At 65.3% G+C, this 23,834-nt stretch carries 18 protein-coding genes and 1 pseudogene; 17 read left to right on the top strand and 2 right to left on the bottom strand.

The annotated features are described in order from the left end of the window. The 8 genes and pseudogenes from V7D81_RS07545 to V7D81_RS07510 form a co-directional block, all read left to right on the top strand. On the top strand, positions 1-5,613 hold a 5,613-nt coding region (locus V7D81_RS07545), incomplete at its 5' end, for an InlB B-repeat-containing protein (protein ID WP_324315536.1). Positions 5,614-5,766: 153 nt separating this feature from the next. Continuing rightward, positions 5,767-8,346: a DUF3857 domain-containing protein gene (locus V7D81_RS07540; protein ID WP_324315535.1), complete on the top strand. Its 2,580-nt coding sequence runs from the start codon at positions 5,767-5,769 to the stop codon at positions 8,344-8,346. After that, positions 8,346-8,831, top strand: coding sequence for a serine hydrolase domain-containing protein (locus V7D81_RS07535; RefSeq protein ID WP_324315534.1), 486 nt, complete (start codon positions 8,346-8,348; stop codon positions 8,829-8,831). Before V7D81_RS07540 ends, V7D81_RS07535 begins: the two co-directional genes overlap by 1 nt. A gap of 125 nt (positions 8,832-8,956) precedes the next feature. Then, the gene (locus tag V7D81_RS07530) at positions 8,957-9,529 is read left to right on the top strand and encodes a hypothetical protein (RefSeq protein WP_324315533.1); all 573 of its coding nucleotides are present in this window, start codon (positions 8,957-8,959) and stop codon (positions 9,527-9,529) included. A 2-nt stretch (positions 9,530-9,531) separates the two neighbouring features. Beyond that, positions 9,532-10,122, top strand: coding sequence for a hypothetical protein (locus V7D81_RS07525; protein WP_324315532.1), 591 nt, complete (start codon positions 9,532-9,534; stop codon positions 10,120-10,122). Positions 10,123-10,434: 312 nt separating this feature from the next. Further along, a pseudogene (locus V7D81_RS23210) lies at positions 10,435-10,584 on the top strand (LysM peptidoglycan-binding domain-containing protein); the annotation flags it as partial. Between the two features lie 11 nt (positions 10,585-10,595). Then, a complete protein-coding gene (locus V7D81_RS07515; RefSeq protein ID WP_324315530.1) occupies positions 10,596-11,192 on the top strand; it encodes a hypothetical protein in 597 nt (198 codons plus the stop codon). Positions 11,193-11,302: 110 nt separating this feature from the next. Beyond that, positions 11,303-11,836 (top strand): DUF2802 domain-containing protein, encoded by a 534-nt coding sequence (locus tag V7D81_RS07510; protein WP_324315529.1) that lies wholly within the window; start codon positions 11,303-11,305, stop codon positions 11,834-11,836. 172 nt (positions 11,837-12,008) lie between these two features. Here the strand turns inward: V7D81_RS07510 and V7D81_RS07505 are convergent, their stop codons facing one another. Both V7D81_RS07505 and fliK read right to left on the bottom strand, forming a co-directional pair. Beyond that, the gene (locus V7D81_RS07505) at positions 12,009-12,275 is read right to left on the bottom strand and encodes an EscU/YscU/HrcU family type III secretion system export apparatus switch protein (protein WP_324315528.1); all 267 of its coding nucleotides are present in this window, start codon (positions 12,273-12,275) and stop codon (positions 12,009-12,011) included. After that, on the bottom strand, positions 12,272-13,471 hold the full coding sequence (gene fliK, locus V7D81_RS07500) for a flagellar hook-length control protein FliK (protein ID WP_324315527.1): 1,200 nt from the start codon (positions 13,469-13,471) through the stop codon (positions 12,272-12,274). The genes V7D81_RS07505 and fliK overlap by 4 nt, the downstream gene beginning before the upstream one ends. Before the next feature lie 195 nt (positions 13,472-13,666). Here fliK and V7D81_RS07495 point away from each other — a divergent pair, with 195 nt between their 5' ends. The 9 genes from V7D81_RS07495 to V7D81_RS07455 all read left to right on the top strand — a co-directional run. Continuing rightward, positions 13,667-14,116, top strand: coding sequence for an STAS domain-containing protein (locus V7D81_RS07495; protein ID WP_324315526.1), 450 nt, complete (start codon positions 13,667-13,669; stop codon positions 14,114-14,116). A 7-nt stretch (positions 14,117-14,123) separates the two neighbouring features. Next, the gene (locus tag V7D81_RS07490) at positions 14,124-16,226 is read left to right on the top strand and encodes a chemotaxis protein CheA (protein WP_324315525.1); all 2,103 of its coding nucleotides are present in this window, start codon (positions 14,124-14,126) and stop codon (positions 16,224-16,226) included. Between the two features lie 41 nt (positions 16,227-16,267). Continuing rightward, positions 16,268-17,989 carry a methyl-accepting chemotaxis protein gene (locus V7D81_RS07485; RefSeq protein ID WP_324315524.1) on the top strand — a complete coding sequence of 574 codons (1,722 nt, stop codon included), beginning with the start codon at positions 16,268-16,270 and terminating at the stop codon, positions 17,987-17,989. A 106-nt stretch (positions 17,990-18,095) separates the two neighbouring features. Further along, positions 18,096-18,605, top strand: a complete 510-nt coding sequence (locus tag V7D81_RS07480; protein ID WP_324315523.1) for a chemotaxis protein CheW — start codon at positions 18,096-18,098, stop codon at positions 18,603-18,605. 123 nt (positions 18,606-18,728) lie between these two features. Then, positions 18,729-19,592 carry a CheR family methyltransferase gene (locus tag V7D81_RS07475; protein ID WP_324315522.1) on the top strand — a complete coding sequence of 288 codons (864 nt, stop codon included), beginning with the start codon at positions 18,729-18,731 and terminating at the stop codon, positions 19,590-19,592. A gap of 14 nt (positions 19,593-19,606) precedes the next feature. Next, positions 19,607-20,233 (top strand): hypothetical protein, encoded by a 627-nt coding sequence (locus tag V7D81_RS07470; protein WP_324315521.1) that lies wholly within the window; start codon positions 19,607-19,609, stop codon positions 20,231-20,233. A 21-nt stretch (positions 20,234-20,254) separates the two neighbouring features. Then, positions 20,255-21,385 carry a protein-glutamate methylesterase/protein-glutamine glutaminase gene (locus V7D81_RS07465; RefSeq protein ID WP_324315520.1) on the top strand — a complete coding sequence of 377 codons (1,131 nt, stop codon included), beginning with the start codon at positions 20,255-20,257 and terminating at the stop codon, positions 21,383-21,385. Between the two features lie 218 nt (positions 21,386-21,603). After that, positions 21,604-22,497 (top strand): HDOD domain-containing protein, encoded by an 894-nt coding sequence (locus V7D81_RS07460; RefSeq protein WP_324315519.1) that lies wholly within the window; start codon positions 21,604-21,606, stop codon positions 22,495-22,497. A gap of 130 nt (positions 22,498-22,627) precedes the next feature. Continuing rightward, a partial coding sequence (locus tag V7D81_RS07455) for a methyl-accepting chemotaxis protein (RefSeq protein WP_324315518.1) occupies positions 22,628-23,834 on the top strand: 1,207 nt, incomplete at its 3' end.

The following is a 23,834-nucleotide window of genomic DNA, read 5'->3' as shown; positions in this document are numbered from 1 at the left end:
CCGCTCTACAGGAACGTGCGCGGCGATGGCCAGACGCTGAACACTGTCGCCAGCGGCAGTTATTTCCGCCCGGTCGGCACCGGTATCCAGGCGCAGCGGCCGACGTATCCGATGTTCTTCAGCAATGTCGTCGCCGGTTCGGTCGATACGCCGAGCGGATTGCAGGCGACGCTCGGTGCCCTCGGCATTCCGCTCACGCCCGCGGCACCGGTGGCGCTGTCGGCCTCGTTCGGTCATCCCTACACGCCGGGCTCGCGCACCTACGTCGGCCAGGGCGGCATCTTCACCATCAATACCCAGAACGCGCTGACCTACCAGATCGTGCTCAAGGGCGGCAGCACGCCGGCACACGACGATCCGGCGCACGCCGACAACCGCGTGCTCACCGGCGTGGCGACGGGCCTGAACCAGAAGGTGTACTGGGATGGACTCAACAATGCTGGCACGCCGATGCCGGCGGGTGGCAATTACAGCTTCGAGGTCACCGGTCGCGCGGGCGAAGTGCATTTCCCCTTCCTCGACGTCGAGGCGAATCTCAGCGGCGGCCCGACGGTGACGCGCCTGAATGGTCCCAATCCCGGGGAGGCGACCGTCTACTACGACGATCGCGGCTACCGCACCAACGGTGTCAACGTCGGTACCGCTGGGGGCGATATCTGTCCCAGCGGTTCCGACACGCCGTCGCCGGCTTATTCGCTGCTGGGTATCGATTCCAGCAATGCAAACTACAACTCCACCGGCAAGTACTACCGCAGCTGGGGCGCCGCGAATACCGGCAATACCGGTGTCGACTGCGCCGCAGGCGGCTACTACGGCGATGCCAAGGGCATGGACCTTTGGGCGCTGATCCGTTCCGATCCGCCGAGCGGCTCGCTGCAAGTCGAGATCGTCGACTACGCCGACGTCGTGGCGACGGCCTCGATCCCGCAGAGCGTGGTGCCGGGCGGCACCGTCGTCATCGCAGTGAACTTCGGCAATGCCGGCTCGAGCGTTGCGAACAACGTCACCTACGGCGTCCAGTTGCCAAGCGGTCTCACGGGCGCAGTGACCTGCACTGGCGCGACCTGCAACTACGATGCATCGACAGGCGCAGTCAGCATCAGCGGCTTGCCCACCTCGCTCAGCGCCGGTCAGTGGACCAATGCGGTGACGGTGCAGTACACCGCGCCGGCGAGCGGTGCGCTCGCGACCGGCGTCGCCATCACCACGACCTCCGCGCAGGCCACGCCGAATGCCGCCGACAGCGTGTCGGGCAGCACGCTCGTGACGAGCAGTGGCACCGAGGCCGATGTTCTTGCCCAGGTGACGGCGCCGCTGACAGCCGCGCCCGGCGGCACGGTGAATGTCGCGGTGTCGTTCCGGAATCTCGGACCGCTGACTGCGACGGGCCTGGTCTATGCAATGACGCTGCCGGGCGATCTGACCGGCGTGAGCTGCGCCGCGCCCGTCACCTGTTCGTACAACAGCACGACGGGAGCCGTCACTGTTTCAGGCCTGCCGTCGTCGCTGGCTGCAAGCGCAACGACGGACGCGACGCTGTCGTACACGGCGCCCGGCTCCGGCGTCGTGGCCGTCAGCGCCACCATCACCACCGTCACCGCCGAAAGCGCCACCGGCAACAACACCGCGAGTGCGGTCACGACGGTTTCCGCCGTGGCGAGTGCCGACGTGACCGCTGCGATCGCGCCGCCGGCGCAGGCCGTCGGCGGCACCGGCGTGAGCGTGCCCATGACGTTCCGCAATCTCGGGCCGCAGGTGGCCAACGGCGTCACTTATGCAGCGACGCTGTCGACCGGTCTCACGGGCGTGAGCTGTTCCGCGCCTTATTCCTGCAGTTACCACAGCGGCACCGGCGTCGTGACGCTGAGCGGGCTGCCCGGCACGCTGCAGAACGGCCAGATCGTGAACGTCACGCTCGCGTTCACCGCGCCTGGCACCGGCACCGTATCGTTCAGCGCTTCGCTAGCCACGAGCACGACCGACAACAATCCGCAGAACAATGCGGCATCGGCGCAGACCGTGCTGGTGCCGGCCAGCTACACCGTCTCGTTCGACAGCAACGGCGGCAGTGCCGTCGCCGCGCTGACCAACGTCACGCACGGCACGACCGTCGTGGCACCGACATCGCCGACCCGCGTCGGCTACAGCTTCGGCGGCTGGTACAAGGAACCGGCGCTGACCAATGCCTGGAACTTCGGCACCGACACCGTGACGTCCGCCACGACGCTGTACGCGCGCTGGCAGATCAACGTCTACTCGCTGAGCTACGCCGCCGGCGCCAATGGATCGATCAGTGGCGCCACGTCGCAGTCGGTGAATTACGGCGGCAACGGCACCGCCGTCACGGCCGCGCCGAATGCGGGCTACCACTTCGTCTCGTGGAGCGACGGCGTGACCACGGCGGCACGCACGGATACCGGCATCACGAGTTCGCTCGCCGTGGGCGCCAGCTTCGCGATCAACAGCTACTCGCTGACCTACACGGCTGGAGCGAATGGCTCCGTAACAGGAACGACGCCGCAGTCAGTGAATCACGGCGCCAGCGGCGCGTCCGTCACGGCGGTGCCCGCCGCGGGCTATCACTTCGTCTCGTGGAGCGACGGCGTGACGACGGCGACGCGTACGGACACCAACGTCACAAGCGCACTCGCCGTGAGTGCGAGCTTCGCCATCAACACCTACACGCTGACGTACACGGCCGGCGCCAATGGCTCCGTGACGGGAACGACGCCGCAGACGGTGAATCATGGCGGCAATGGCAGCACGGTGACGGCCGTGCCTGCACCCGGCTACCGTTTCACCGGCTGGAGCGATGGTGTCGCCACCGCGAGCCGCACGGATACCAATGTCACCGGTGCAATCACGGCGAGTGCAGTCTTCGCAGTCGACGCGCACACGCTGACCTACGCAGCCGGCCCGCATGGCTCGGTGAGCGGCGCGGCAGCGCAAACGGTCAGTCACGGCGGCAATGGCACTGCGGTCACGGCCGTACCGGATGCCGGGTATCACTTCGCTTCATGGAGCGACGGCGTGACGACGGCGACGCGTACCGACACGAATGTCACCGGCGCCATCGCCGTCAGCGCTTCGTTCACGGCGGGCCATACGCTCACGTACAGCGTCGGCGGGCAGGGCACGCTGACTGGCATTGCCTCGCAGAGTGTCGTGCACGGCGGCAGCGGCACTGCCGTGACTGCGGTGCCCGCGGCCGGTTTCGAGTTCTTCCGCTGGAGCGACGGCCTGACGACCGCAACGCGCATCGACGGCAACGTCGATGCCGATCTCGCGGTTACCGCCTACTTCAGTCGCACCGAAGAACGCGATCTGCGGCGCGGCAACCGGCACGAGTTCAGCATTCTTCCAGGTGCGGCGCTGTCGCGGCTGCGCACGACGCGCGGCGGACAGGAAAACACCATCGACGATCCGGCGGCTGCGGACTACGACTGGCTGCTGAACTGCAGCGGTACCGCCTGCGCATTCATCGGCCAGCGTTCGGGGCGCTATGAGTTCACGTTCATCGACCCGGCCGGCAATGCGCAGGTCATGGTCTTCGAAGTGCTGCCCAATGTCGGCTTCTCCAGCGAACGCCAGAGCGCGAGTGCCGGCACGCCGGTGCATGTGCGCATCGTGCTCGACGATCTGCCGATCGCGGCGCAACTGCAGGTGAGCTACTCGGTGCAGAACGGCGCGGCCATCGCGGCGCCCGAGCCCGCCGATCTGCTGACGCGCGATCCGCAGCTGCTCACGCTGAATGTCGGTCCCGGCGGCAACGCGCAGTGCTTTGCCGCGGGTCACTGTTCCCAGGAGATCACATTCATGCCGAACGCTTCCGCCGGCGAGATTCGTTTCACGCTGCTGCAAAGCGCAGGCGCCGCCATCGGCGACTACGCTACGCATCGCGTGGACCTGACGTCGCCGGCCTTGCTGCCGCTGACGGCGAATCTCCCTCTGCTGCCGGGCAGCACCGTGACGGCGGGAACACCGCTCGTCGCGAGCCTGGCGAATCTGCCCGCGGGCAACTACCGCTTCGACTGGTCGGGCAGCGATGCGGCCCTGGGTATCGCTTCGGCCAGTACCGCGACCGTGACTCCTGCCGGAGCTGCGGCAGGCAGCTATCTGGTTCGCGTGACCGTGCAGGATCTCGATCATCCCAACCGCGCTGCGCTGGAACTGCAGACCTGGGTGCGCATCGTGGCGAGCGGCGACGGCGTGCGCGTCTGCGGCGCTGCAGGTTGCGACGACGACGGCACACGCATTCCGTTCGATCTCCAGGCGCCCGAGTGCGGCATGGAGCTGGACGATCCGGCGGGCGCCAATGCCTATCGTCTGCAGGTGGGCGCCAAAGGCTGGAACTGGGACACGCAGGGCCAGTGCCTGGAAACGCAGCCGGGCTACGGTCTGCGACTCGGCACGGTCTCGTTCCTGTCTTCGCCCTCGTACGGCGCGGGCATCGACGCTGCCACGGTCCGGCAGTTCGGCAACAACGGCCGCGAAGCGACCAACGTCACGGACCGCGCTTTCACACATACGGGGCTTTCCTATGACTTCGAAGTCGCATCGCTCGATACGGCCGGCCAGAGTGTCGCGGTCGTGATTCCGTTGCCGCGCAATCTCGCCATTCCCGCCGGCGCGTCCTGGCGCACTTACCAGTCGGTCGATGGCTGGGCAGGATTCGTCACCGACGCACGCAATACATTGCATTCCGCGAAGCGCAGCGGCGGCGAGTGTCCGAGCCCGGTTTCCGGTGTCTGGGAAGACAGCCCGGGTCTGGTCGCCGGCATGGAATGCGTGCGGCTGGTCATCCAGGACGGCGGTCCGAACGATGCGGATCGCAAGATCAACGCAGCCGTGGCCGCGGCCGGCACGCTCGCGGTCGATACCGCACGCGAAGAAGTCACCGTGACGAGCAGCGGGCCGAAGGGCGGCGGCGGCGCGATGAATCCGTTGACGCTGTTGCTGACCCTGCTGTTCGTGATGCGCCGTCATGCACGCGCGCTGCTGGGCCTCGTTGCACTCGCGGCCATGACGACGGTGCATGCCGACGACGCGGAGCGTGCGGGCTGGTCCATCGGCGCGACAGCCGCGCGCGCGCTGGGCGACGTCGATGGCGACGATGTCACTCGCGGTCTGGCCGCGCTCGGCATTCCGGCGACAGCGCGCGTCGAGGATCAGAACCGTTTCGGCTGGCGCGCCTTCGGCGGCTACCGCTTCGGCAAATATCTGTCCGTGGATGCGGGCTACGCCAATCTCGGCAAGGCCACGACCCACATCAGCGGCGTGCCCGTGGATCTCGAAGAGATTCCGCATGTGTTGCCGGCCTCTGGCGCCGGCTGGGAACTGAGCGCGGCCGGCTACCTGCCAGTCAGCGAACGCGTGGAACTCTACGGCCGCTTCGGCGGCTGGTACTGGAAGACGCTGTATCACGCACTCGAAACGGGACAGAAGCGTCGCCCGGACGCTGATGGCGTCGATGCGCTCGGCGGCATCGGCATTCGTTATCGTCATCCCGAACGCTGGGAAGCGGGACTCGGCTGGGATCGTTACCGGGTGGATGGACAGTCGGTCGATCTGGTTGGACTGAGCGTGATCTTTCGTTTCAGGGACCAGCCTTGAAATCCTGAGGGTCTGCCTGCGGAGCTTCCTGCGGGATTTCCTTCGGTCGCCACCTGCCTGACGATCGCGGCACCTTGCGAAGCGCGTCGGGGACGTGCAACGCTGAGGCCACAATCATAAAAGCCGCCGGCATGGCGGATGGTGCCGCTTCCCATGGAACAGGTCAGAGCCGCGCGATCCCGCGCACGTTCGTGCACGGCGTGTGTCGTGCTGTTCATGTCGATGCTCGTCAGCGCCCCGACCCGGGGCGACGACAGCGTTGTGCTGTCGGGCAGCATTCCCTCCGCGGAAATACCGGACTGGATCAATCGCATCGAATCCGGGACTCCCGGTCCCGGCAGCGGGCAGGTCGAATATCTGCTCGTCGACCGGCAGGTGCGGGTGTCCGAGGCAGGCTCGTCGTCGTACGTGCATCTGGTCATGCACCTGGCGACGCAGGCGGCGGTGGATGAGCAGGCCCATGTGCAGATCTCCTACCGACCTCCCACCGAACGCATCGTGCTGCACCAGCTCAGGTTGCGCCGCGGTTCGCAGATCATCGATCAGCGTCAGCGCGCGCGCATGTCGACGCTGCGGCGCGAACTGGAACTCGAGCGGGGAATTCTCGATGGGGAGCTGACCGCCAGCGTCCTGCTCGAGGATGTCCGTGTCGGTGATGTGCTGGAGTACAGCTACACGCTCGAGAGGGGCGACGATGGACTGGGGACCGCTTACTCGGACCGGTACACCACGCAGTGGTCCAATCCGGTCCGTCATTCCTATCTGCGGGTGCTGCATCCCGAGTCGCGCCACATCGTCGTCAAGGATCTGAATCCGTCGGAGCAGCCTGTCGTCCGCAACGTCGCCGGCACGAAGGAACGGGTGTGGCAATGGCATGGACTGGCTGGCATCGCGGCGGAAGAGGATGTTCCCGGCTGGGTGACCCGCTATCCCGCCGTACTCCTGAGCGAGTACCCGGACTGGCGATCGGTGTCGCGCTGGGCGAGGCGGCTCTATCCCGACGTGGCGCTGTCGCCGCAGATGCGCGAACTCGTCGCGCAGTGGCGCAGCGATGCCCGGTCCACGGATGAACTGATCCTGCGGGCGCTGCGGTTCGTGCAGGACGAGATCCGCTACACCGGAATCGAAATCGGTCCCGGAGGCTACAAGCCGCAGTCGCCCGATATCGTCCTGAAGCGTCGTTTCGGCGACTGCAAGGAGAAGGCGTATCTGCTCGTGACCCTGTTGCGCGGAATGGGTGTGAAGGCGCAACCGGCGCTCGTGAACACGGTGCGCAAGGAAGGCGTCCGCGTGTGGCTGCCTGCGCCCTCGGCTTTCGACCACGTGATCGTCAGGGTGGCGCACGAGGGCAGGATCTACTGGGTCGATGCGACCGCTTCGCTGCAGGGAGGCAGTCTCGCGACGATCGTCCAGGCGCAGTTCGGCAATGCGCTCGTCATCGCCGATGCCGGCGAGTTCGAGACGATCCCGAGGGTCGCGCTGAACGGTCCGGGCGAGGAAGTCGTCGAGCGTTATGACCTGACAGCGGGTGCATTCGCCAGGGCGGCAATGGAAGTGTCATCGACGTATTCCGGTGCCGCAGCGGATCGGATGCGACGCCGTCTGGCCTCCAGGAACCTGGAGGAGGTCGGTCGCGACTACCTCAACTACTACAAGGAGGAACTGCCCACGATCAGCGCTGCCGGTGCGGTGCGCGTGGAGGATGACCGGTACAACAACCGGCTCGTGGTCAAGGAGAGCTATGAACTCGATCCCGCTTTTACCCGGAACGAGGGCGATGACCGGCACTACTTCGAATTCAGCGCCCACGTGATCAGGGGCGCAGCGCGGGCGCCGAAGACCCTCGTGCGGAAGTTTCCGCTGCAGCTCGATCATCCGACCCATGTCGTCTACCGCGCGGAGATACGTCTGCCGGAGCCGTGGAATATCGAGACCTTCGACAAGGCAATCGCCGGTCCCGGTTTCGACTACCGCTCATCGGTGCGGTATCGGCAGCAGACGATCACGACGGAGTACGAATTCCGGACGCTGGCGACGCATATCGCCGCGGCGGACGTACAGGAGTATTCGCGCAAGCTGGAGGCAGTGCGGGAAGATGCTTCGTACTACCTGAGCCATACGGGCGACGTCGCAGAACAGCCGTTCCGGCTCGCTTTCTCCGCGGTCTTCGCGATCGTGTGCGGCATTGCCGGCGGCGCATTGCTCATCCGCTGGCTGTTCCGCTATCGCAATCCCGATTTCCCCGCGCCGGCAGGCCCGCTCGCGCCGACCGGGCTTACCGGATGGATGCTCCTGCCTGCGTTGGGGACGGTCATCAGCCCGTTCGCGTGCGGCTACGTCCTTTATTCCTGCCAGGACTATTTCGATGCGGGCATATGGACGAACCTGGGCGCCGGCCAGGATGTCGTGCTGGCGCACTGGGGCAGGATCGGAATCTTCTTCGTCATCGCGCTCGCCAGTGCGCTGCTGCTGCTCTCCACGTTCCTCAACTACCTGCTGTTCAGGAAACATCGGGCGTATCCGGCAGGCTACATCGCCACCTCGTGGATCGGCGTGTTGCTGGGACTGCTCGCCATGGCCGCCCTGTTTGCGCTCGGCGCAGTCGAGGAGAAAGAGCAGATCAGCAGCATCGCCGAGATTGTTCGCGATTCATTCTCGGCCGTGATCTGGACCTGCTACATGGTGCAGTCGCAGCGGGTCAGGGCAACGTTCGTGAACGACGGCCGTGCATGATGCAGCGTGCATCGATCCTGTTCGCCGGCCTGCTCCTGTGTTCCGGTTACGCCTTCGCATCCGCAGACGAGGCGCCGCCGATTCGCGCCGATGCGCTCGTTCGGCAGTTCGCCCGTGACAAAGGCATTCCCGGTCTCGCCGTCGCCGTAGGGAAGGACAAGGCCATCCTCTGGTCCGCGGGTATCGGCGAGGCGAACATCGAGAATCATGCGGCGGTCTCCGCAGAGCGGACAAAGTTCAGAATCGGCAGTGCTTCAAAGGCGCTCACGTCATTGGGGCTGGCCAGGTTGGTCGACTCCGGCCGGCTGCAGCTCGATGTGCCAATCCAGCAGCATCCCGGCGGAGCGGCGGGCGGCTCGGCACTCATACGAATCCATCCGGATCAGAAGCTGGTGATTTGTCTGCTCACAAACCTTTCGATGATCGGCGACGACAGATTCTCGACCTTGCCGGATCAACTGTTCGCATTGTTCAGCAGCGATTGAATAGCGATTGCATGAAGTGGGTGCCGATAATCAGATCTGCATAGTTGCATTTCCGACTGATCCTCGCCAAATGACGCTCGCGAGCGAGATCGTACAAATATGCAGGCCTGACACTGGAGTCATCAATGGAAACAAATTCCGGCAGACAGGTACCTGGTAGCAGCGAGACTACAGCGATCCGGGTCCTTGAGATCTACGAGGAGGAAGGGATTCGGCAGCTCGGCGTGGATCGTGACCGACTTGTCGGTTGGAATGCACTAGATGACTTGCCGCCCGGTCTTGCAGAAAATTGGCCAGGGTTACCGACATACTGGTTGAATCCTCTGCTTCCCTCCGCGAACTGCGCAGGCATCGGACCGGGGATGCTCTGCTGCGATGAAATCGCGCGGCGTGCGCTATCTCCGGCGACCGGGACGCAGGTTCAGTTTCTCCCCATAGCTGTTCAAGGTGAGAAGGTGCCGTGGTGGTACATCCATATTCCGTATGTCATTCACGACATTGCCGCCCGCCACGAGGGCAGCCGGCGCTACCTGACCGGAGCCGTCGATCGGTTGCGCCCATCAATGCTCTTTCGGCTCCGTCACGGTTCGTCAGGTCCGTACTTGACGACATCCGGTAGTGAGCACGATGTGTACTCTGCGTACACAGATCATCATCTTTCGGGGCTGAGGTTCGTTCCTGTTGAAGTAGAGATCTGATCATGGTCACGGTCTACCGCCTGATCTTCTCGACTGACTTCCAGCAGCTATCCTTGAAGGATCCTGCAAAATTCCATGCAACTTACCCGCAACCGTTCTGCGGCTTGCCCATGCAAGCGGAGTGGGGTGACTCATTCGCGGATCCAGTTGAGCTGGCAGTCGATGACAGAATCAAACCGGCGGCCGATTTCACCCGACTCATGGATGCAGGGTTTGTCGTCCGGTTCCGCCCCACCGGCGGCGATGATCTGTTGAACGAGGTGATCAGTTGCGGCGAGCCAATCGGCGCCCGCATTGATGATGAGCAGTGCGTTGCTGTGAGCGTTCACGTTACCAATGCGCTGGATCCGGAGCGAAGCGAAGTCGTGCGAAACGCTGCGGGCGAGATCATCTCGATCAGGCGCTACGAGTTCATTCCGCGTCGGCTGGATCAAAATGTGTTCAAGTTGCCAGAGACGGCTGGACTGGAAATGTTCACTTACACGACCGGTAGATACACCGAAGCCATGGAGCAAGCGGTGGAACTGGTTCCCGGCTACGTTCACTATGAACTGACCGGCCTGCGTTTCGAGCCCGTTTGGTCTTCGGAATAACTCGGCTGTTGAAGGCCGGCTGAAGCCGGCCCCACAGGAAGAATGAAGACAGCGGCGCCTACAGCCGGCGCACGCCCCGGCCGACGCCTGCGCGCGGTTTCACATGCCGAAAAGTCCCAATGTGTCCGCGATGGGTGTCGGGTAGAACACTACATGCCGCGCCGCATTTCTCCTTTCCACGATAGGCACGCTGCACTGCATCGCCAAGAATCGGCCGCCGACTCACAACTCAAGCTAGCCGCAATGGAGGCGATCGTGGCGCCAGAAGAACCCGTTCCTCCCGTCCCGCCGGAAAATCCGTACCAGCAGAAGTACGTCGTCCAGAAGGGCGACACGCTCTGGAAGATCGCGGATGAGTACTACGGCGACGGCCGTCTATATACCAAGATCTTCGAAGCCAACCGGGACGTGCTGAAGGATCCCGACAAGATCAAACCAGGCCAGGAACTGCGAATTCCCTGAGGAGACATGCAATGAAGAAAACAACATTCAACTGGATGGCCGTACTGCTCGCGACGTTCATGCTGGCGGCATGCGCCGGCCAGAAGGACGCGGCGACCAAGGCCGTCGCCGACATCGAAGCCGCCATCGGTTCGGTGGCCGCCGACGCAGAGAAGTATGCGTCTACCGAACTGCAGCAGGCGCAGGCGGGACTGGCATCGCTCAAGCAGCAGCTCGCCAGCAAGGACTACAAGGGCGTCGTCGCTGCAGCGCCCGCGGTATCCGCGCAGGTTGCCAGCCTGCAGCAGACCATTGCAGCGAAGCGCGAAGAAACGCGGGCGGCGATGGCCGCTGCGAGCGAGGAGTGGAAGACGCTCAGCGTGGAAGTGCCGCAGATGGTGCAGGCGCTGCAAAGCCGCGTCGACATCCTCAGCCAGTCGAAGAAGCTGCCGAAGAACGTGAGCAAGGACGCATTCGCGGCCGCGCAGAGCGGACTCGAATCGACCAGGACGAGCTGGACCGAGGCAACGGCGGCGTTCGGCGCCGGTGATCCGGTGAAGGCCGTGCAACTCGCCAAGAGCGCCAAGGAGAGCGGCACGGCGGCGTTGCAGTCGCTGGGAATGGGTTGATATCGGAGGAACCTGCCGCTGGCATGGTTCCTGCTACTCCTGTTGCGAGCCTCTCGCTTCGTCAGCGATTTGACGCTGCGAATGTGATGCTCGTCACAGGAGTAGTCGTCATGTTCGAAATCCTGCCGAATCCCTCGCTCGACACGCTGCTGATCGCCGGTCGCGCCTTGCTGCTCGTCGGCGCGTTCTGGGTGTTCGCCCTGGCATTCACCCGCTGGCGTCGCGCGGACGAACGCAGCAATGCTGCGTTGCACGCCAAGCTCGACCGCGCATTCGCCGAACTGCGCAGCCTCCACGAAACCGTGAGCGTCATGAGCGCGCGCCTCGATGGCATGAGCGAGCGCAGCGAAATGGAATCGCGTCTCGCGCCGGCGGGTACGCAGCGCGGCTATGACGTTGCACAACGCCTGGCGCGCAACGGCGCGTCCGTCGAAGAACTCATCGCCAACTGCGGCATCACGCGTCACGAAGCCGAACTGCTGGCGCGCCTGCACGGTGCCCGCCATGAAGTGCCACAGGCACCTGCGCGTGTGCCGCAGCGTCCGGTGCAGGAATCCCCTCGGCACCACGCTCAGCCGCCGCAACAGCAGGCGCCGGCGAACACCGGCCGCAAGCGCGGCTCGCTGCTCAGCGTCGTTGGCTGACGAGGAGCGGTCTCACACGGAGGTTGAAGAATCGAGAGGGAGAATGGCCGCAAAAAGGCGCAAAGCTCACAAGGTAGGAAGAAAAGCTCTTGCCTTGTGAGCTTTGCGCCTTTTTGCGGCCATTCTCTCTGTTCCGACCTCCGTGTTCTCCGTGAACTCCGTGTGAAAGCTCTTATTTCCCCTTCCCTGTAACAGCCCACGCGAACGCAAGGACGTGCGCAACGGCGACGTAGAGTTCACGCGGCACCTCGGTGCCGAGATCGAGCCGCGAGAGCGACGCCGCCAGCGCGCCGTCCTCCTGCAGCGGCACCTTGTGCTCGCGTGCCGTTTCGATGATGCGATCGGCCACTGCGCCGCCGCCCTTGGCGACGACACGCGGTGCGCCGTTGCCGTTGTAGTGCAGCGCGACGGCGAGCGAGGAGTTGGCGCGTTCGCTCATGCGCGCAGGTCCAGCAGTCGGGTGGGACGGGCGCCGCTGTCGCCGGCGGGCAGGCCGTGCAGGCAGACGATGCGATCGACGTCGAGTCCTTCCTGGCGCAACGTCGCTTCCAGTTCCGGCGCGCGCGAGATCATCGTCTCGACCACGCCGGCGGATTCGGCGCGCAACTGCACGCCGATGCGCTGACCCTGCAGCATCACGCGTGCGTGCAGCGCGCCGACGCGGCCGAGATCCAGAGCGGCTTCGATGGTCCAGGTGTCGCGCGCCGCGGCGTCCTGGCGGCGCGACTGTTCGTGTTCGATCTTCAGGCGCAGCACGCTGGCGCGATCGCCCTGGCGCATCGGCACTTCGACCATCATCGATTGCAGTACCGGATCCTGCGTGCTGGCGCCGGCCTGCAGCGCTGTCATGCGTGCCAGCGCGCCATCGGTCTGGCGTGCAAGTTCATTCATCTGCTGCGGCGGCGTGTCGATCACGGCGAGCGTTGCGGGCGCGGACGGCAGGGAAGTCAGCGGGCCATTGGCCAGCGGCAGCGGTGAGTTCGTTGCGGATTCGGCGGTGGCGGCAGTCGGTCGTGCGCCGAGATCGCGCAGCACGCGCGACAGATTCAGCATCAGCGCTTTCACGTCCTGTGCGAGATGCGTCGCGAGCATGCGCCTGTCGCCGCTGGCCAGCGTCGATTCCAGGAATGCGCCGGACCGCGCGATGGCGGTCTGCAATCCGTCCGCGTCGGTGAGCGCCGTCGTGTCGGGCAATGCCTGCCACAGACGGGTCGCTGCCTGCGTTACGGGAGGCGGCAAGGCTTCGGCGGCGTTCTTGCCATGCGCGATCCAGGCCAGGTTCGACACCAACGGCGCGGCGCTCGACTGCCGCGGCAGAAAGCGCCGCAATGTATCGACGGCCGCATCTTCCGTGGCCTGCGCGGATTCGGAGGAGAGCGTTTCCAGCGCCAGCACCGGGCTGCTGCGCAGGACGCGTACCGTCAGACGATCGCCATCGGCTGGCCCGGCGGAATCGCCGGAAGCGATGCGCGCGGGATAGCGGATGTCGCCGATTTTCAGCCACAGCTCGCCGCTGCGTGCATCGCGCAGCGCGACTGCCTGCAGGATCGCGCCGACGCGCCAATCCGACAGCAGGCTGGTCGGGCTCTGGCCCGCATAGCCTGTGCTGCGAATGGTGGCGAGGTCGATGCGCATGACGTCAAGGTCGGCCGTGTGACGGATGTCTCCTTATTAACGGCGCAGTGGGGAAAACCTTGAGGAGGCCAGGTGAGGGTGACCCACCTCACAAATCCTCACCGTTCCTGCGGCGCGCCTAAAGCCGCTGCCGGGGATTGCCGATACGACAGGCAGTTTTAGTGAAATCAGGCAGCCCGTCTGCCAGAGGCAACCATGGCGCGTGCGCCAGCGAAAGCTCCCAAACGCAAGCGTGTCGCGGCCGCAAACGCCGCGCCGGGCATCGAAGCACCGGCGGCGGAGTCGCCGGTCGCAGCAAGCATCGTTGCGGATTCTGCAGTGCCGGCCGCGGAGCCGGTCGTGGAATCGACGGCGACGTCCGGTGCGGCCGCAATCACGCTGGCCGCGAACTGCTCCATCAAGGAAGTCGCCGTGCTGCGTTCGCAGCTGTGCGCGGTGGTGGACAGCGGCGAGCCGGTGGCCATCGATGCGAGCGCAGTCGAACGGATCGATACCGCGACCTTGCAGCTTCTTTATGCATTCGTCCGCGATCGTCTCAACAGCGATCGCGAAGTGACCTGGCAGGGCGTCCCGGCGGCCCTGACCGATGCGGCGCGGCTTCTCGGCGTTCGCGATCTTCTCTGTCTGCCTGCCGCCGCCTGCTGAGGTTGTCATGGCGCTCGATCTTGCCCAGTTTCATGAAGCGTTCTTCGACGAGAGCTTCGAAGCGCTCGACACGATGGAGGCTTCGCTGCTGAAGCTGACCGTCGGCGCGGCCGAACCCGAACTCATCGGCACGATTTTCCGCGTTGCGCATTCGATCAAGGGCGGCAGCGCGACTTTCGGCTTCTCCGAAGTCGCCTCGTTCACGCACACCTGCGAAACGCTGCTCGACGAACTGCGCGGCAATCGCATGGACGTGACCCGCCACATCACCGATCTGCTGCTGCGTTCCGTCGACGTCATGCGCGACATGCTGCGCGCGGTCCAGCACAAGACGCCGGTCGATGCCCAGCGCGTCGCCGATCTGCAGTTCGACCTGGAACTGGCGATCATCCAGAAGGACAGCGCTCCCGCCGCCGCGGCACCGGCAGCGCCGGCGCCTGCCGCGTCCGCGGCGGTTGCCGAACCGGTCGCGCCGGCAAAGCCGGCCGGCGCCCATTGCTGGCGCATCCAGTTCCGTCCGTATCCGCAGCTGCTGGTGCACGGCAACGATCCGCTGCGCATGCTGCGCGAACTCGCCGACCTCGGCGATCTCACGATCAACGTCGATGCGGGCAACGTGCCGTCGCTGGCGCAGCTCGATCCGGAATCCTGTTTCCTGACCTGGGACCTGCGCCTCACGAGCGACGTGACGCGCGAAGTCGTCGAACAGATCTTCGACTGGGCCGAAGGCGATTGCGAACTGCGCATCGAGGATGCAAGCGGCGAGGCAGAATCGCCGCAGCCCGCCGTTGCCAAAGCAGCGACGGCGCCGGCTGCCGCACCCGTCGCCGCGGCTGCTCCTGCTCCCGCACCGGCGAACGCGGAACGTCCGCAGCTCACCGCCGTGCCGACGCCCGAAGCGAGTGAATCGCCGAAGCAGGGTCTCGGCGACGGCAGTTCGATCCGCGTCAGCACGGAAAAGATCGACGAGCTGATGAATACCGTCGGCGAACTCGTGATCACGCAGTCGATGCTGACCCAGCTCGGCACCAAGATCGAAGGCGACGTCTCCGAACAGTTGCGCGCCGGTCTCGCACAGCTCGAACGCAACGTGCGCGAGCTGCAGGAAAGCGTCATGCGCGTGCGCATGTTGCCGATCAGCTTCGTGTTCAGCCGCTTCCCGCGCATGGTCCGCGACCTGAGCGGCCGCCTCGGCAAGAACGTCGACCTGAAAGTCACGGGCGATCAGACCGAACTCGACAAGACGGTGCTGGAGAAGATCGGCGATCCGCTGGTCCACCTGGTCCGCAACAGCGTCGACCACGGCATCGAGATGCCCGACGTGCGTACGGCGGCCGGCAAGTCCGCCACGGGCACGGTGTTCCTCGAGGCGTATCACAAGGGCGGCAACATCACGGTCGAAGTCGGCGACGACGGCGGCGGTCTCAACAAGAGCCGCATCCTCGAGAAGGCGCGTTCGCGCGGCCTGATCGGCGCCAACGACACGCTGACCGACGAGCAGATCTACGAACTGATCTTCATGGCCGGCTTCTCCACCGCCGAACAGACGACCGACATTTCCGGTCGCGGCGTCGGCATGGACGTGGTGCGCCGGAACATCAAGGAGCTGGGCGGCACGATCGAAGTGCGCTCGGAACTGGGCAAGGGCTCGCGCTTCATCATCACGCTGCCGCTGACGCTCGCGATTGTCGATGGCCAGTCGGTGGCTGTGGGCACCGAAAGCTACATCGTGCCGCTCATCACCATCATCGAATCGCTGCAGCTCAAGGCCGGCATGGTCAATCGCGTCGCCGGCCAGGGCGAAGTGTTCTGGTTCCGCGATCGTTATCTGCCGATCGTGCGCGTGCATGAAGTGTTCGGCGTCAAGCCGCGCACCACGCAGCTGCACGAAGGGCTGATCATGGTCGTGGAAGGGGAGGGCCGCCGCGTCGGCCTGTTCGTCGACGATCTGCTCGGACAGCAGCAGGTGGTCATCAAGTCGCTGGAAACCAATTTCCGTCGTGTCGATGGCGTCTCCGGCGCCACGATCCTGGGGGACGGTTCGGTCGCACTCATTCTGGATGTCGCTGGTCTGATCCGCGTTGCGGCGCAGACGGCGGCAGCGGCCTGAGTTCGATCTGCCGTCGAGTCTGCTAGCAAGGGAATCAAACAATGATCAATACGAACCTGAGCGTGAAGGTCAAGCTCTACGCCATCCTGGCGCTGAGCTCTGCCATTCTGGTTGCGGTCGGCGCCGTCGGTCTCAGCGGAGCCCATACCAGCAATCGCGATCTCGATGCGATCTTCTCGAATCGCTTCATGCCGACCGGCTGGGTCGGCACGATCGAATCGAATGACCGCGAACTGCTGACGAAGGCGGAAGACGTCGTGATCCGTCAGGACTCCGCGGCGGTCAAGAGCGCGCTGGATTTCGTGAAGGAGCGCGAAGTCGAAGTGAAGAGCCTGTTCGCCAAGCTCAACGCCACCGAACTGACGGACAAGGAACGGCAGATCGCCGACACCTTCAGCCGTCGCGGCAGCGAAGTCGTGAGCTACGTGCAGGACGCGCTGCTCGCCGCGCAGGCGGGTACGTTCGACAAGGCCGAGAGCCTGCTGATCGAGAAGGCCCGTCCGGCCTACGACCAGATGACCGTGGCCAGCGAAGCGCTGCTGACGACGCAGATCGCCGTGGCGCAGGACATGCGTACCGAAGCCGACGCGACGTTCGATCGCAACCGCGCCGTGATCATCGGCGCCATCGTGCTGGGCATCGGCGTCTCCGCGCTGTTCGGCTTCCTGCTGGTGCGTTCGATCGTCGGCGCGCTGAATACGGCCGTGGGCGTCGCGGACCGCATTTCCAGCGGCGACCTGGGCAACAACATCACCGTCGAAAGCCAGGATGAACTGGGGCGCCTGCTGGAGTCGCTGAAGCGCATGGACGCGAAGCTCGTCGACATCGTCAGCGGCGTGCGCGGCAGCGCCGACGCCGTCGGCTCGGCCGCCCGCCAGCTCTCGCACGGCAACGACGACCTGTCGCAGCGTACGCAGCAGCAGGCTGCGGCCCTCGAGGAAACCGCCTCGAGCATGGAAGAGATGACCGCGACGGTGAAACAGAACGCGGACAACGCGCGCCAGGCCAACCAGCTCGCCGTGGGTGCGCGCGAGCAGGCCGAACGCGGCGGCGCCGTCGTGCATCGCGCCATCGGCGCCATGGGCGAGATCAACACGTCCAGCCGCAAGATCGCCGACATCATCAGCGTCATCGACGAGATCGCCTTCCAGACCAATCTGCTCGCGCTCAACGCGGCCGTCGAAGCGGCGCGTGCCGGCGAGCAGGGCCGCGGCTTCGCGGTGGTCGCGAGCGAAGTGCGCAGCCTCGCGCAGCGCAGCGCCTCGGCGGCGAAGGAGATCAAGGATCTGATCAAGGACTCGGTCGACAAGGTCAAGGTCGGTTCGGAGCTCGTCGACGAATCCGGCAAGACGCTCTCGGAGATCATGGAGAGCGTCAAGAAAGTCACCGACATCGTCGCGGAAATCGCCGCGGCCAGCGAAGAACAGTCCGCCGGCATCGAGCAGGTCAACAACGCCGTCACCCAGATGGACAGCGTGACCCAGCAGAACGCCGCGCTGGTCGAAGAAGCCTCCGCCGCCAGCAAGTCGATGGAGCAGCAGTCGGCCGAACTGGTCACGCAGATCGGCTACTTCCGCAGCCACGCCACCGCCAGCCACCAGCCGCAGTACGCGAGCAAGCCGCGCCTGCAGCAGGTGCCGGCCGCCGCAGCGCCTGCCAAGGCGCCGGTACGTGCGGTCGCAGCGAAGAAGGCGGCGACCGCTTCTGCGCCGGCACCGCTCGCGCGCGCAGCGGGCGATGACAGCTCATGGCAGGAGTTCTGACCCGTTCAGGGCTCGCCGATACAGGTAATGGCTGACTAGAGATGTCAGGGTGTCCGGCCGATAACGTAACGGACAGGCACACATGTCAATCGATGGGTATGAGGCAATGACTATGGCAGGCGATACGACACGGACGACCAACGATGCGGGTTCGCACCAGGTGCTGACCTTCACGCTGGGCGAGGAAACGTACGGCGTGGACATTCTGCGGGTGCAGGAAATCCGCGGCTATTCCACCGTCACGCGCATCCCGCAGGCGCCGGCGCATGTGCTGGGCGTGCTCAATCTGCGCGGTTCGATCGTGCCCATCGTCGATCTGCGCATGCGCTTCAGCCTGGCGCAGGCCGAGTACACGCCGCTCACCGTCATCATCGTGCTGTCGGTGGAATCGCCGGTCGGCCGGCGCGATTTCGGTGTGGTCGTGGACGGTGTGTCCGACGTGATCGACGTGGCGGCGGCCGACATCAAGCCGGCGCCGGAACTCGGCGAACACGTCAGCACGGAGTTCATCGAAGGGTTGGCAGCAGTATCGGGACGCATGGTGATGCTGCTCGATATCGACACGCTGATCGGCGGGGACGTCACGGGGTTGGCGCCGCCTGTTGCTGCTGCCTGATGAACTGCCGTCGGTTGCAGGGGGACAGGCGCTCGTGAACCACGCGGGCGCGACGCCTTCCTGCGGCTGACTTCCACACCACTCATTGTCGATCGCCGCATGTCGCATTCCGCTTCCAACCTGATGAGCTCTGAACCGGCGCCGCTCGGCCCGGTGCTCGGCGATGCGGAGTTCGATTTCATCCGTCACGTGGTCGGCGAGAACGCCGGCATCGTGCTGGGACCGAACAAGCGCCAGCTCGTGCAGGGTCGCCTGGCGCGACGGCTGCGCGAACTCGGCCTGCCGAGCTACGAAGCCTACTGCGCGCACGTGCGCGAATCGGGTCCGGAAGAACTCGTCGGCCTGATCAATGCGCTGACGACCAACGTCACCTCGTTCTTTCGCGAGAACCATCATTTCGAAGCGCTGGCCTCGTACATGATTCCGGAGGCCATGAAGCGCAACCAGGTGTCGCGGCGCCTGCGCATCTGGTCGGCCGGCTGTTCGTCGGGCGAAGAACCCTACTGCATCGCGATGGTGGCCACCGAGGCGCTGCCAGCCGGCGTGCGCTGGGATACGAAGATCCTGGCGACCGACATCGACAGCGACATGATCGCGTACGGGCAGCGCGGTGTTTATCCCGTGGACCGGCTGTCGTCGGTGCCGGCGGAACGGCTGCGTCGCTGCTTCCGCAAGGGCATCGGCGCCAATGCCGGGCATGCGCTGGTGCAGCCGGACATCGCGCGGCTGATCACCTTCCGGACGCTGAACCTCATGCAGAACTGGCCGATGAGCGGGCCGTTCGACGTGATCTTCTGTCGCAACGTGATGATCTATTTCGACCAGGCGACGCGCGAGCGCATCGTGTCGCGCTTCGCCTCGCTGCTGGCGCCGGGCGGCTATCTCTGCCTCGGCCATTCCGAATCCATCCACGCGGGCTCGGCGCCGTTCCGCCTCGTCGGCAAGACCATCTATCGCAAGCAGGGCAACGAGGCCCTGAAGAACTGAGGCGGCGCATGGGTGTGCTTTCGACAGATCTGCCGCGCTCTCTGCCGGGCTTCGAATCGATCAGGCGCTATCGCAATGCGACCGGCCAGATCATCGCCAAGCTGCTGCCGGGCGATTTCTACGTGACCGAAGCCGACGAAGTGCTCGACACCGTGCTCGGCTCGTGCGTGTCGGCCTGCATCCGCAATCCGCGCACCAGCATCGGCGGCATGAACCATTTCATGCTGCCGCGCCCGAGCGGCAACGGCAACGACACCTGGGGCAGTGTGGCCGGCACCGCGACGCGCTACGGCAGCGCCTCGATGGAGCAGCTCATCAACCGCATCCTCAAGGCCGGCGGTTCGCGCACCGATCTCGAAGTGAAGATCTTCGGCGGCGGCCGCGTGCTGTCGAGCCTGACCGACGTCGGCAACCACAACGTGCAGTTCGTGCGCGAATTCCTCAAGGCCGAAGGCCTGCGCGTGTCGTCGGAGGACGTGGGCGAGACCTGTCCGCGCCACGTGCAGTATTTCCCGCAGACCGGCCGGGTCCGCGTGCGGCACCTCAATTCCCAGCAGACGCGGGATGTCGTGTCGCACGAACAGAAGTACCTGTCGGGCCTGGAGAAGGCGCCGGTGGCGGGCGAGATCGATCTGTTCTGAGCGTTCAACGACGAAGCAATCATGGCCATCAGACTCCTCATCGTCGACGACTCGGCACTGGTGCGAAAGCTCCTTACGGAAATGGTGGGCAAGGATCGCGACATCGAAGTCGTGGGCACGGCGACCGATCCCTACGCGGCGCGCGAGAAGATCAAGCAGCTCAATCCGGACGTGATCACGCTCGACGTGGAAATGCCGCGCATGGACGGCGTCACGTTCCTGGAGAACCTGATGCGCCTGCGGCCGATGCCGGTCGTGATGGTGTCGTCGCTGACGCAGCACGGCGCGGACATCACGCTGCGCGCGCTCGAACTCGGCGCGGTCGACTTCGTCGCCAAGCCGAAAGTCGATGTGGCGGGCAGCCTTGCCGACTACGCGCAGGAACTGATCGCGAAGATCAAGATGGCGGCGGGCGCGCGCGTGAATCCGCGCAGCAGCGCGCCACGACCTGCGGCCGCGCCCGCAGCGTCGGCCGCGGGATTGAAGATCGATGAACGTCGCACGGCCGATGCCGTGCTGCCGGCGGTGACGGGGCGGCGCGTGCTGCGCACCACGGATCGCATCGTCGCCATCGGCGCGTCGACGGGCGGCACGGAGGCGATCCGCGAAGTACTGGAAATGATGCCGGCCGATGCGCCTGCCATCGTCATCTCGCAGCACATTCCCGCCGCGTTCAGCCGCGCCTTCGCCGAGCGCGTCAACCGTTCGTGCGCGATGTCGGTGTGCGAGGCGCAGGACGGTCAGTACATCCTCCCCGGTCACGCCTACATCGCACCCGGCGACCGGCACCTGATCGTCGAACGCGACGGCGCACGCTATCGCTGCCGCCTGAGCGACGGCCCGCACGTGAACCGGCACCGCCCGAGCGTCGACGTGATGTTCCGCTCGGTCGCGCAGAACGTCGGACCGAATGCCACCGGCGTCATCCTGACGGGCATGGGCGACGACGGCGCCCGCGGCCTGAAGGAAATGCTGGAAGCCGGCGCCGGCACCATCGCCCAGGACGAAGCCACCAGCGTGGTGTGGGGCATGCCCGGCGCCGCCGTGAAACTCGGCGCCGCGGAACACGTGATGCCGCTGCAGCGGATTCCCGGACAGATCCTGAACCTGACGTCGGACGCACCGCGGGGCAAGGTGGCGGGCGCGGGATAGGAAGAAGGAATAGCCGCAAAAAGGCGCAAAAGTACACAAATAGATATGGGCGATCTTCCGTCCCGAATTTCTGCTTTGTGTTCTCTTGCGCCTTTTGCGGCCAATCCTTTTCCGATCTCGCTCCGAAACCACGAGCCCGTTAACAGACGGCGCCGGCCGGATCGTGTTTCATGCCACGGTGGCCTCAAGGCCCGTGCTGCATTGCCGATAGGACGATCATGACCAGCCAATCTCTCGCGACTTCCGACGAAGCGACCGTTCCGTCCGGCAACGCTGGTGCGTTCCAGTTCGTCGCCGAACTGGCCGAGGAAGTCTCGCGCGGGCGGGTGGAACTGCCGTCGTTCCCGGACGTCGCCGTGCGCGTGCGCAAGGTGCTGGCGGACGAGCAGGTGTCGAACGATCAGATCGCGCGCGTGGTCGGCTCCGATGCCGGGCTTGCGGCGCGCGTGTTCACGCTCGCCAATTCCGTTGCGCTGAATCGCGGCGGCAAGACGATCTCCGAACTCAAGACTGCGGTGAATCGCATCGGGCACAACAACGTGCGTACCGCGGCCGTGTCTTTCGCCATCGCGCAGCTGCGCCGCGCCGCCGAACTGCGCCACATCGCCAAGGAACTGGAAGCGCTGTGGCAGGAGGCGACCATGGTTGCGGCGCTGGCGTACGCCATCGGCTCGCGCGCCGGCAGGATCAATGCGGATGAATGCATGCTCGCCGGGCTGCTGCACAACGTCGGCAAGATCTACATCCTGGCGCGCGCCAACCGTCACGGAAACCTGTTCCGCGATCCGGCGACGCTGTCGCAGGTCATCCGCGACTGGCACTCCAACGTGGGCAAGGCCATCGTCGAGAACTGGGGTTTTCCCGATCACATTTCCGAGGCCGTCGCGGAGCACGAGAACATCGACCGCCACGCCGGTCATCCGGACGTCACCGACGTGCTCACGGTCGCGGTCATGATGTCCGGCTTCGCCGGCCATGAAACCGACCTCGAACTCAACATGCAGGGCGTGAAGGCGTTCTGGCGCCTGGAACTCGACAACGCCAAGTGCGTGCACATCATGAACGGCTGCAAGGACGAGATCGCCGCGCTGCGCACCGCACTCGGCGACTGAGCCGCCCTTCCCCTGTGGGTGCCGGCTTCAGCCGGCACTCATAAGCCTGTCCCTGAATTACCTGCCTCTGACTTTCAGTCGCCGCAGGGCAGGTCGATAGCGCTGTTGATCCCACTCAACAGTCGCTGTCATGAACTTTACATCTCTCAGCATCAAGACCCGTATCGTGGCCACGCTGATCCTGCTGGCCGTGTCCATGCTCATCGTCGGTTGGCTCGGCCTGCGCGGCATGGGCGGCGTGGTCGACGATCTCGACGACATGTACGAGCGCCGCGTGCGCGTGGTGGGCACGCTGGGTGAACTCAAGACCTCCGAACTGGACCGGCAGGCGATGCTCGCCCTGAACGTACTGGCGAACGAGCCGGCCAGGATTCAGGCGATCAAGGCAGAGCGCGCAAAGATCAAGGCGCACACCGACGATCTGCTGAAGCAGTTCGGCGACGCGCAGCGCACCAGCGAAGGCCGGGAGAAATTCGAGCGGATCGAGAAGGCGCACAACGCGCTGCAGTCGTCCATCGATGCGGTCGATGCCGCGATCGCCGCCAATGACGACGAACTGGCAGGCAAGCTCGTCGTCGATCAGGTCGATCCGGCCTTCAGTGCGCTGGCCGATACGATGCAGGCCGCAACCGAGCATCAGTACGAGCGCGCGGAGGAGGCCCTGAAGGCGGCCAAGGCGCGGTATTCGGTCAGCCGCGGCCTGGTCGTGGGCGCAATGCTGGTCGCTGCGGCCATTGCTGCTGCGTTCGCGGTGTTGCTGCTGCGTTCGATCATGTCCGCGCTGGGGACTGCGGTGAAGGTGTCCGACCGGATCGCCAGCGGCGAACTCGGCCACGACATTCCTGCCGATCGCGGCGACGAGTTCGGTGCGCTGCTGGGCTCGCTCAAGCGCATGGACGTCAAGCTGCACGAGATCGTCGGCAGCGTACGCACGGCCTCGGATGCGGTCGGCGGCGCGGCCGCGCAATTGTCGAGAGGCAACGACGATCTGTCGCAGCGCACGCAGGAACAGGCGTCGGCGCTGGAGGAAACCGCGTCGAGCATGGAAGAGATGACGGCGACGGTGAAACAGAATGCGGACAACGCGCGCCAGGCGAATCAGCTCGCTTCCGGCGCCCGCAGCCAGGCGGAGCGCGGCGGCTCGGTCGTGCAGCGCGCAGTGACCGCGATGGAGGAGATCAATTCGTCGAGCCGCAAGATCTCCGACATCATCGGCGTCATCGACGAGATCGCGTTCCAGACCAATCTGCTCGCGCTCAACGCGGCCGTCGAAGCGGCGCGCGCCGGCGAGCAGGGCCGCGGCTTCGCGGTGGTCGCGAGCGAAGTGCGCAGCCTCG

Source organism: Povalibacter sp. (assembly GCF_036735925.1).
Taxonomy (GTDB): domain Bacteria; phylum Pseudomonadota; class Gammaproteobacteria; order Steroidobacterales; family Steroidobacteraceae; genus Steroidobacter.
Note: the sequence above shows the minus strand (reverse complement) of the source record. Positions and strands in the feature narration are given on the sequence as shown.

What these genes read in the sequence shown, in the direction of transcription:
- V7D81_RS07540 (WP_324315535.1), top strand. Translation starts at nt 5,767, where the DNA reads ATGGAACAGGTCAGAGCCGCGCGATCCCGCGCACGTTCGTGCACGGCG.
- V7D81_RS07525 (WP_324315532.1), top strand. Translation starts at nt 9,532, where the DNA reads ATGGTCACGGTCTACCGCCTGATCTTCTCGACTGACTTCCAGCAGCTA.
- V7D81_RS07480 (WP_324315523.1), top strand. Translation starts at nt 18,096, where the DNA reads ATGACTATGGCAGGCGATACGACACGGACGACCAACGATGCGGGTTCG.
- V7D81_RS07465 (WP_324315520.1), top strand. Translation starts at nt 20,255, where the DNA reads ATGGCCATCAGACTCCTCATCGTCGACGACTCGGCACTGGTGCGAAAG.
- V7D81_RS07495 (WP_324315526.1), top strand. Translation starts at nt 13,667, where the DNA reads ATGGCGCGTGCGCCAGCGAAAGCTCCCAAACGCAAGCGTGTCGCGGCC.
- V7D81_RS07505 (WP_324315528.1), bottom strand. Translation starts at nt 12,275, where the DNA reads ATGAGCGAACGCGCCAACTCCTCGCTCGCCGTCGCGCTGCACTACAAC.
- V7D81_RS07535 (WP_324315534.1), top strand. Translation starts at nt 8,346, where the DNA reads ATGCAGCGTGCATCGATCCTGTTCGCCGGCCTGCTCCTGTGTTCCGGT.
- V7D81_RS07510 (WP_324315529.1), top strand. Translation starts at nt 11,303, where the DNA reads ATGTTCGAAATCCTGCCGAATCCCTCGCTCGACACGCTGCTGATCGCC.
- V7D81_RS07475 (WP_324315522.1), top strand. Translation starts at nt 18,729, where the DNA reads ATGAGCTCTGAACCGGCGCCGCTCGGCCCGGTGCTCGGCGATGCGGAG.
- V7D81_RS07515 (WP_324315530.1), top strand. Translation starts at nt 10,596, where the DNA reads ATGAAGAAAACAACATTCAACTGGATGGCCGTACTGCTCGCGACGTTC.
- V7D81_RS07485 (WP_324315524.1), top strand. Translation starts at nt 16,268, where the DNA reads ATGATCAATACGAACCTGAGCGTGAAGGTCAAGCTCTACGCCATCCTG.
- V7D81_RS07460 (WP_324315519.1), top strand. Translation starts at nt 21,604, where the DNA reads ATGACCAGCCAATCTCTCGCGACTTCCGACGAAGCGACCGTTCCGTCC.
- fliK (WP_324315527.1), bottom strand. Translation starts at nt 13,471, where the DNA reads ATGCGCATCGACCTCGCCACCATTCGCAGCACAGGCTATGCGGGCCAG.
- V7D81_RS07490 (WP_324315525.1), top strand. Translation starts at nt 14,124, where the DNA reads ATGGCGCTCGATCTTGCCCAGTTTCATGAAGCGTTCTTCGACGAGAGC.
- V7D81_RS07530 (WP_324315533.1), top strand. Translation starts at nt 8,957, where the DNA reads ATGGAAACAAATTCCGGCAGACAGGTACCTGGTAGCAGCGAGACTACA.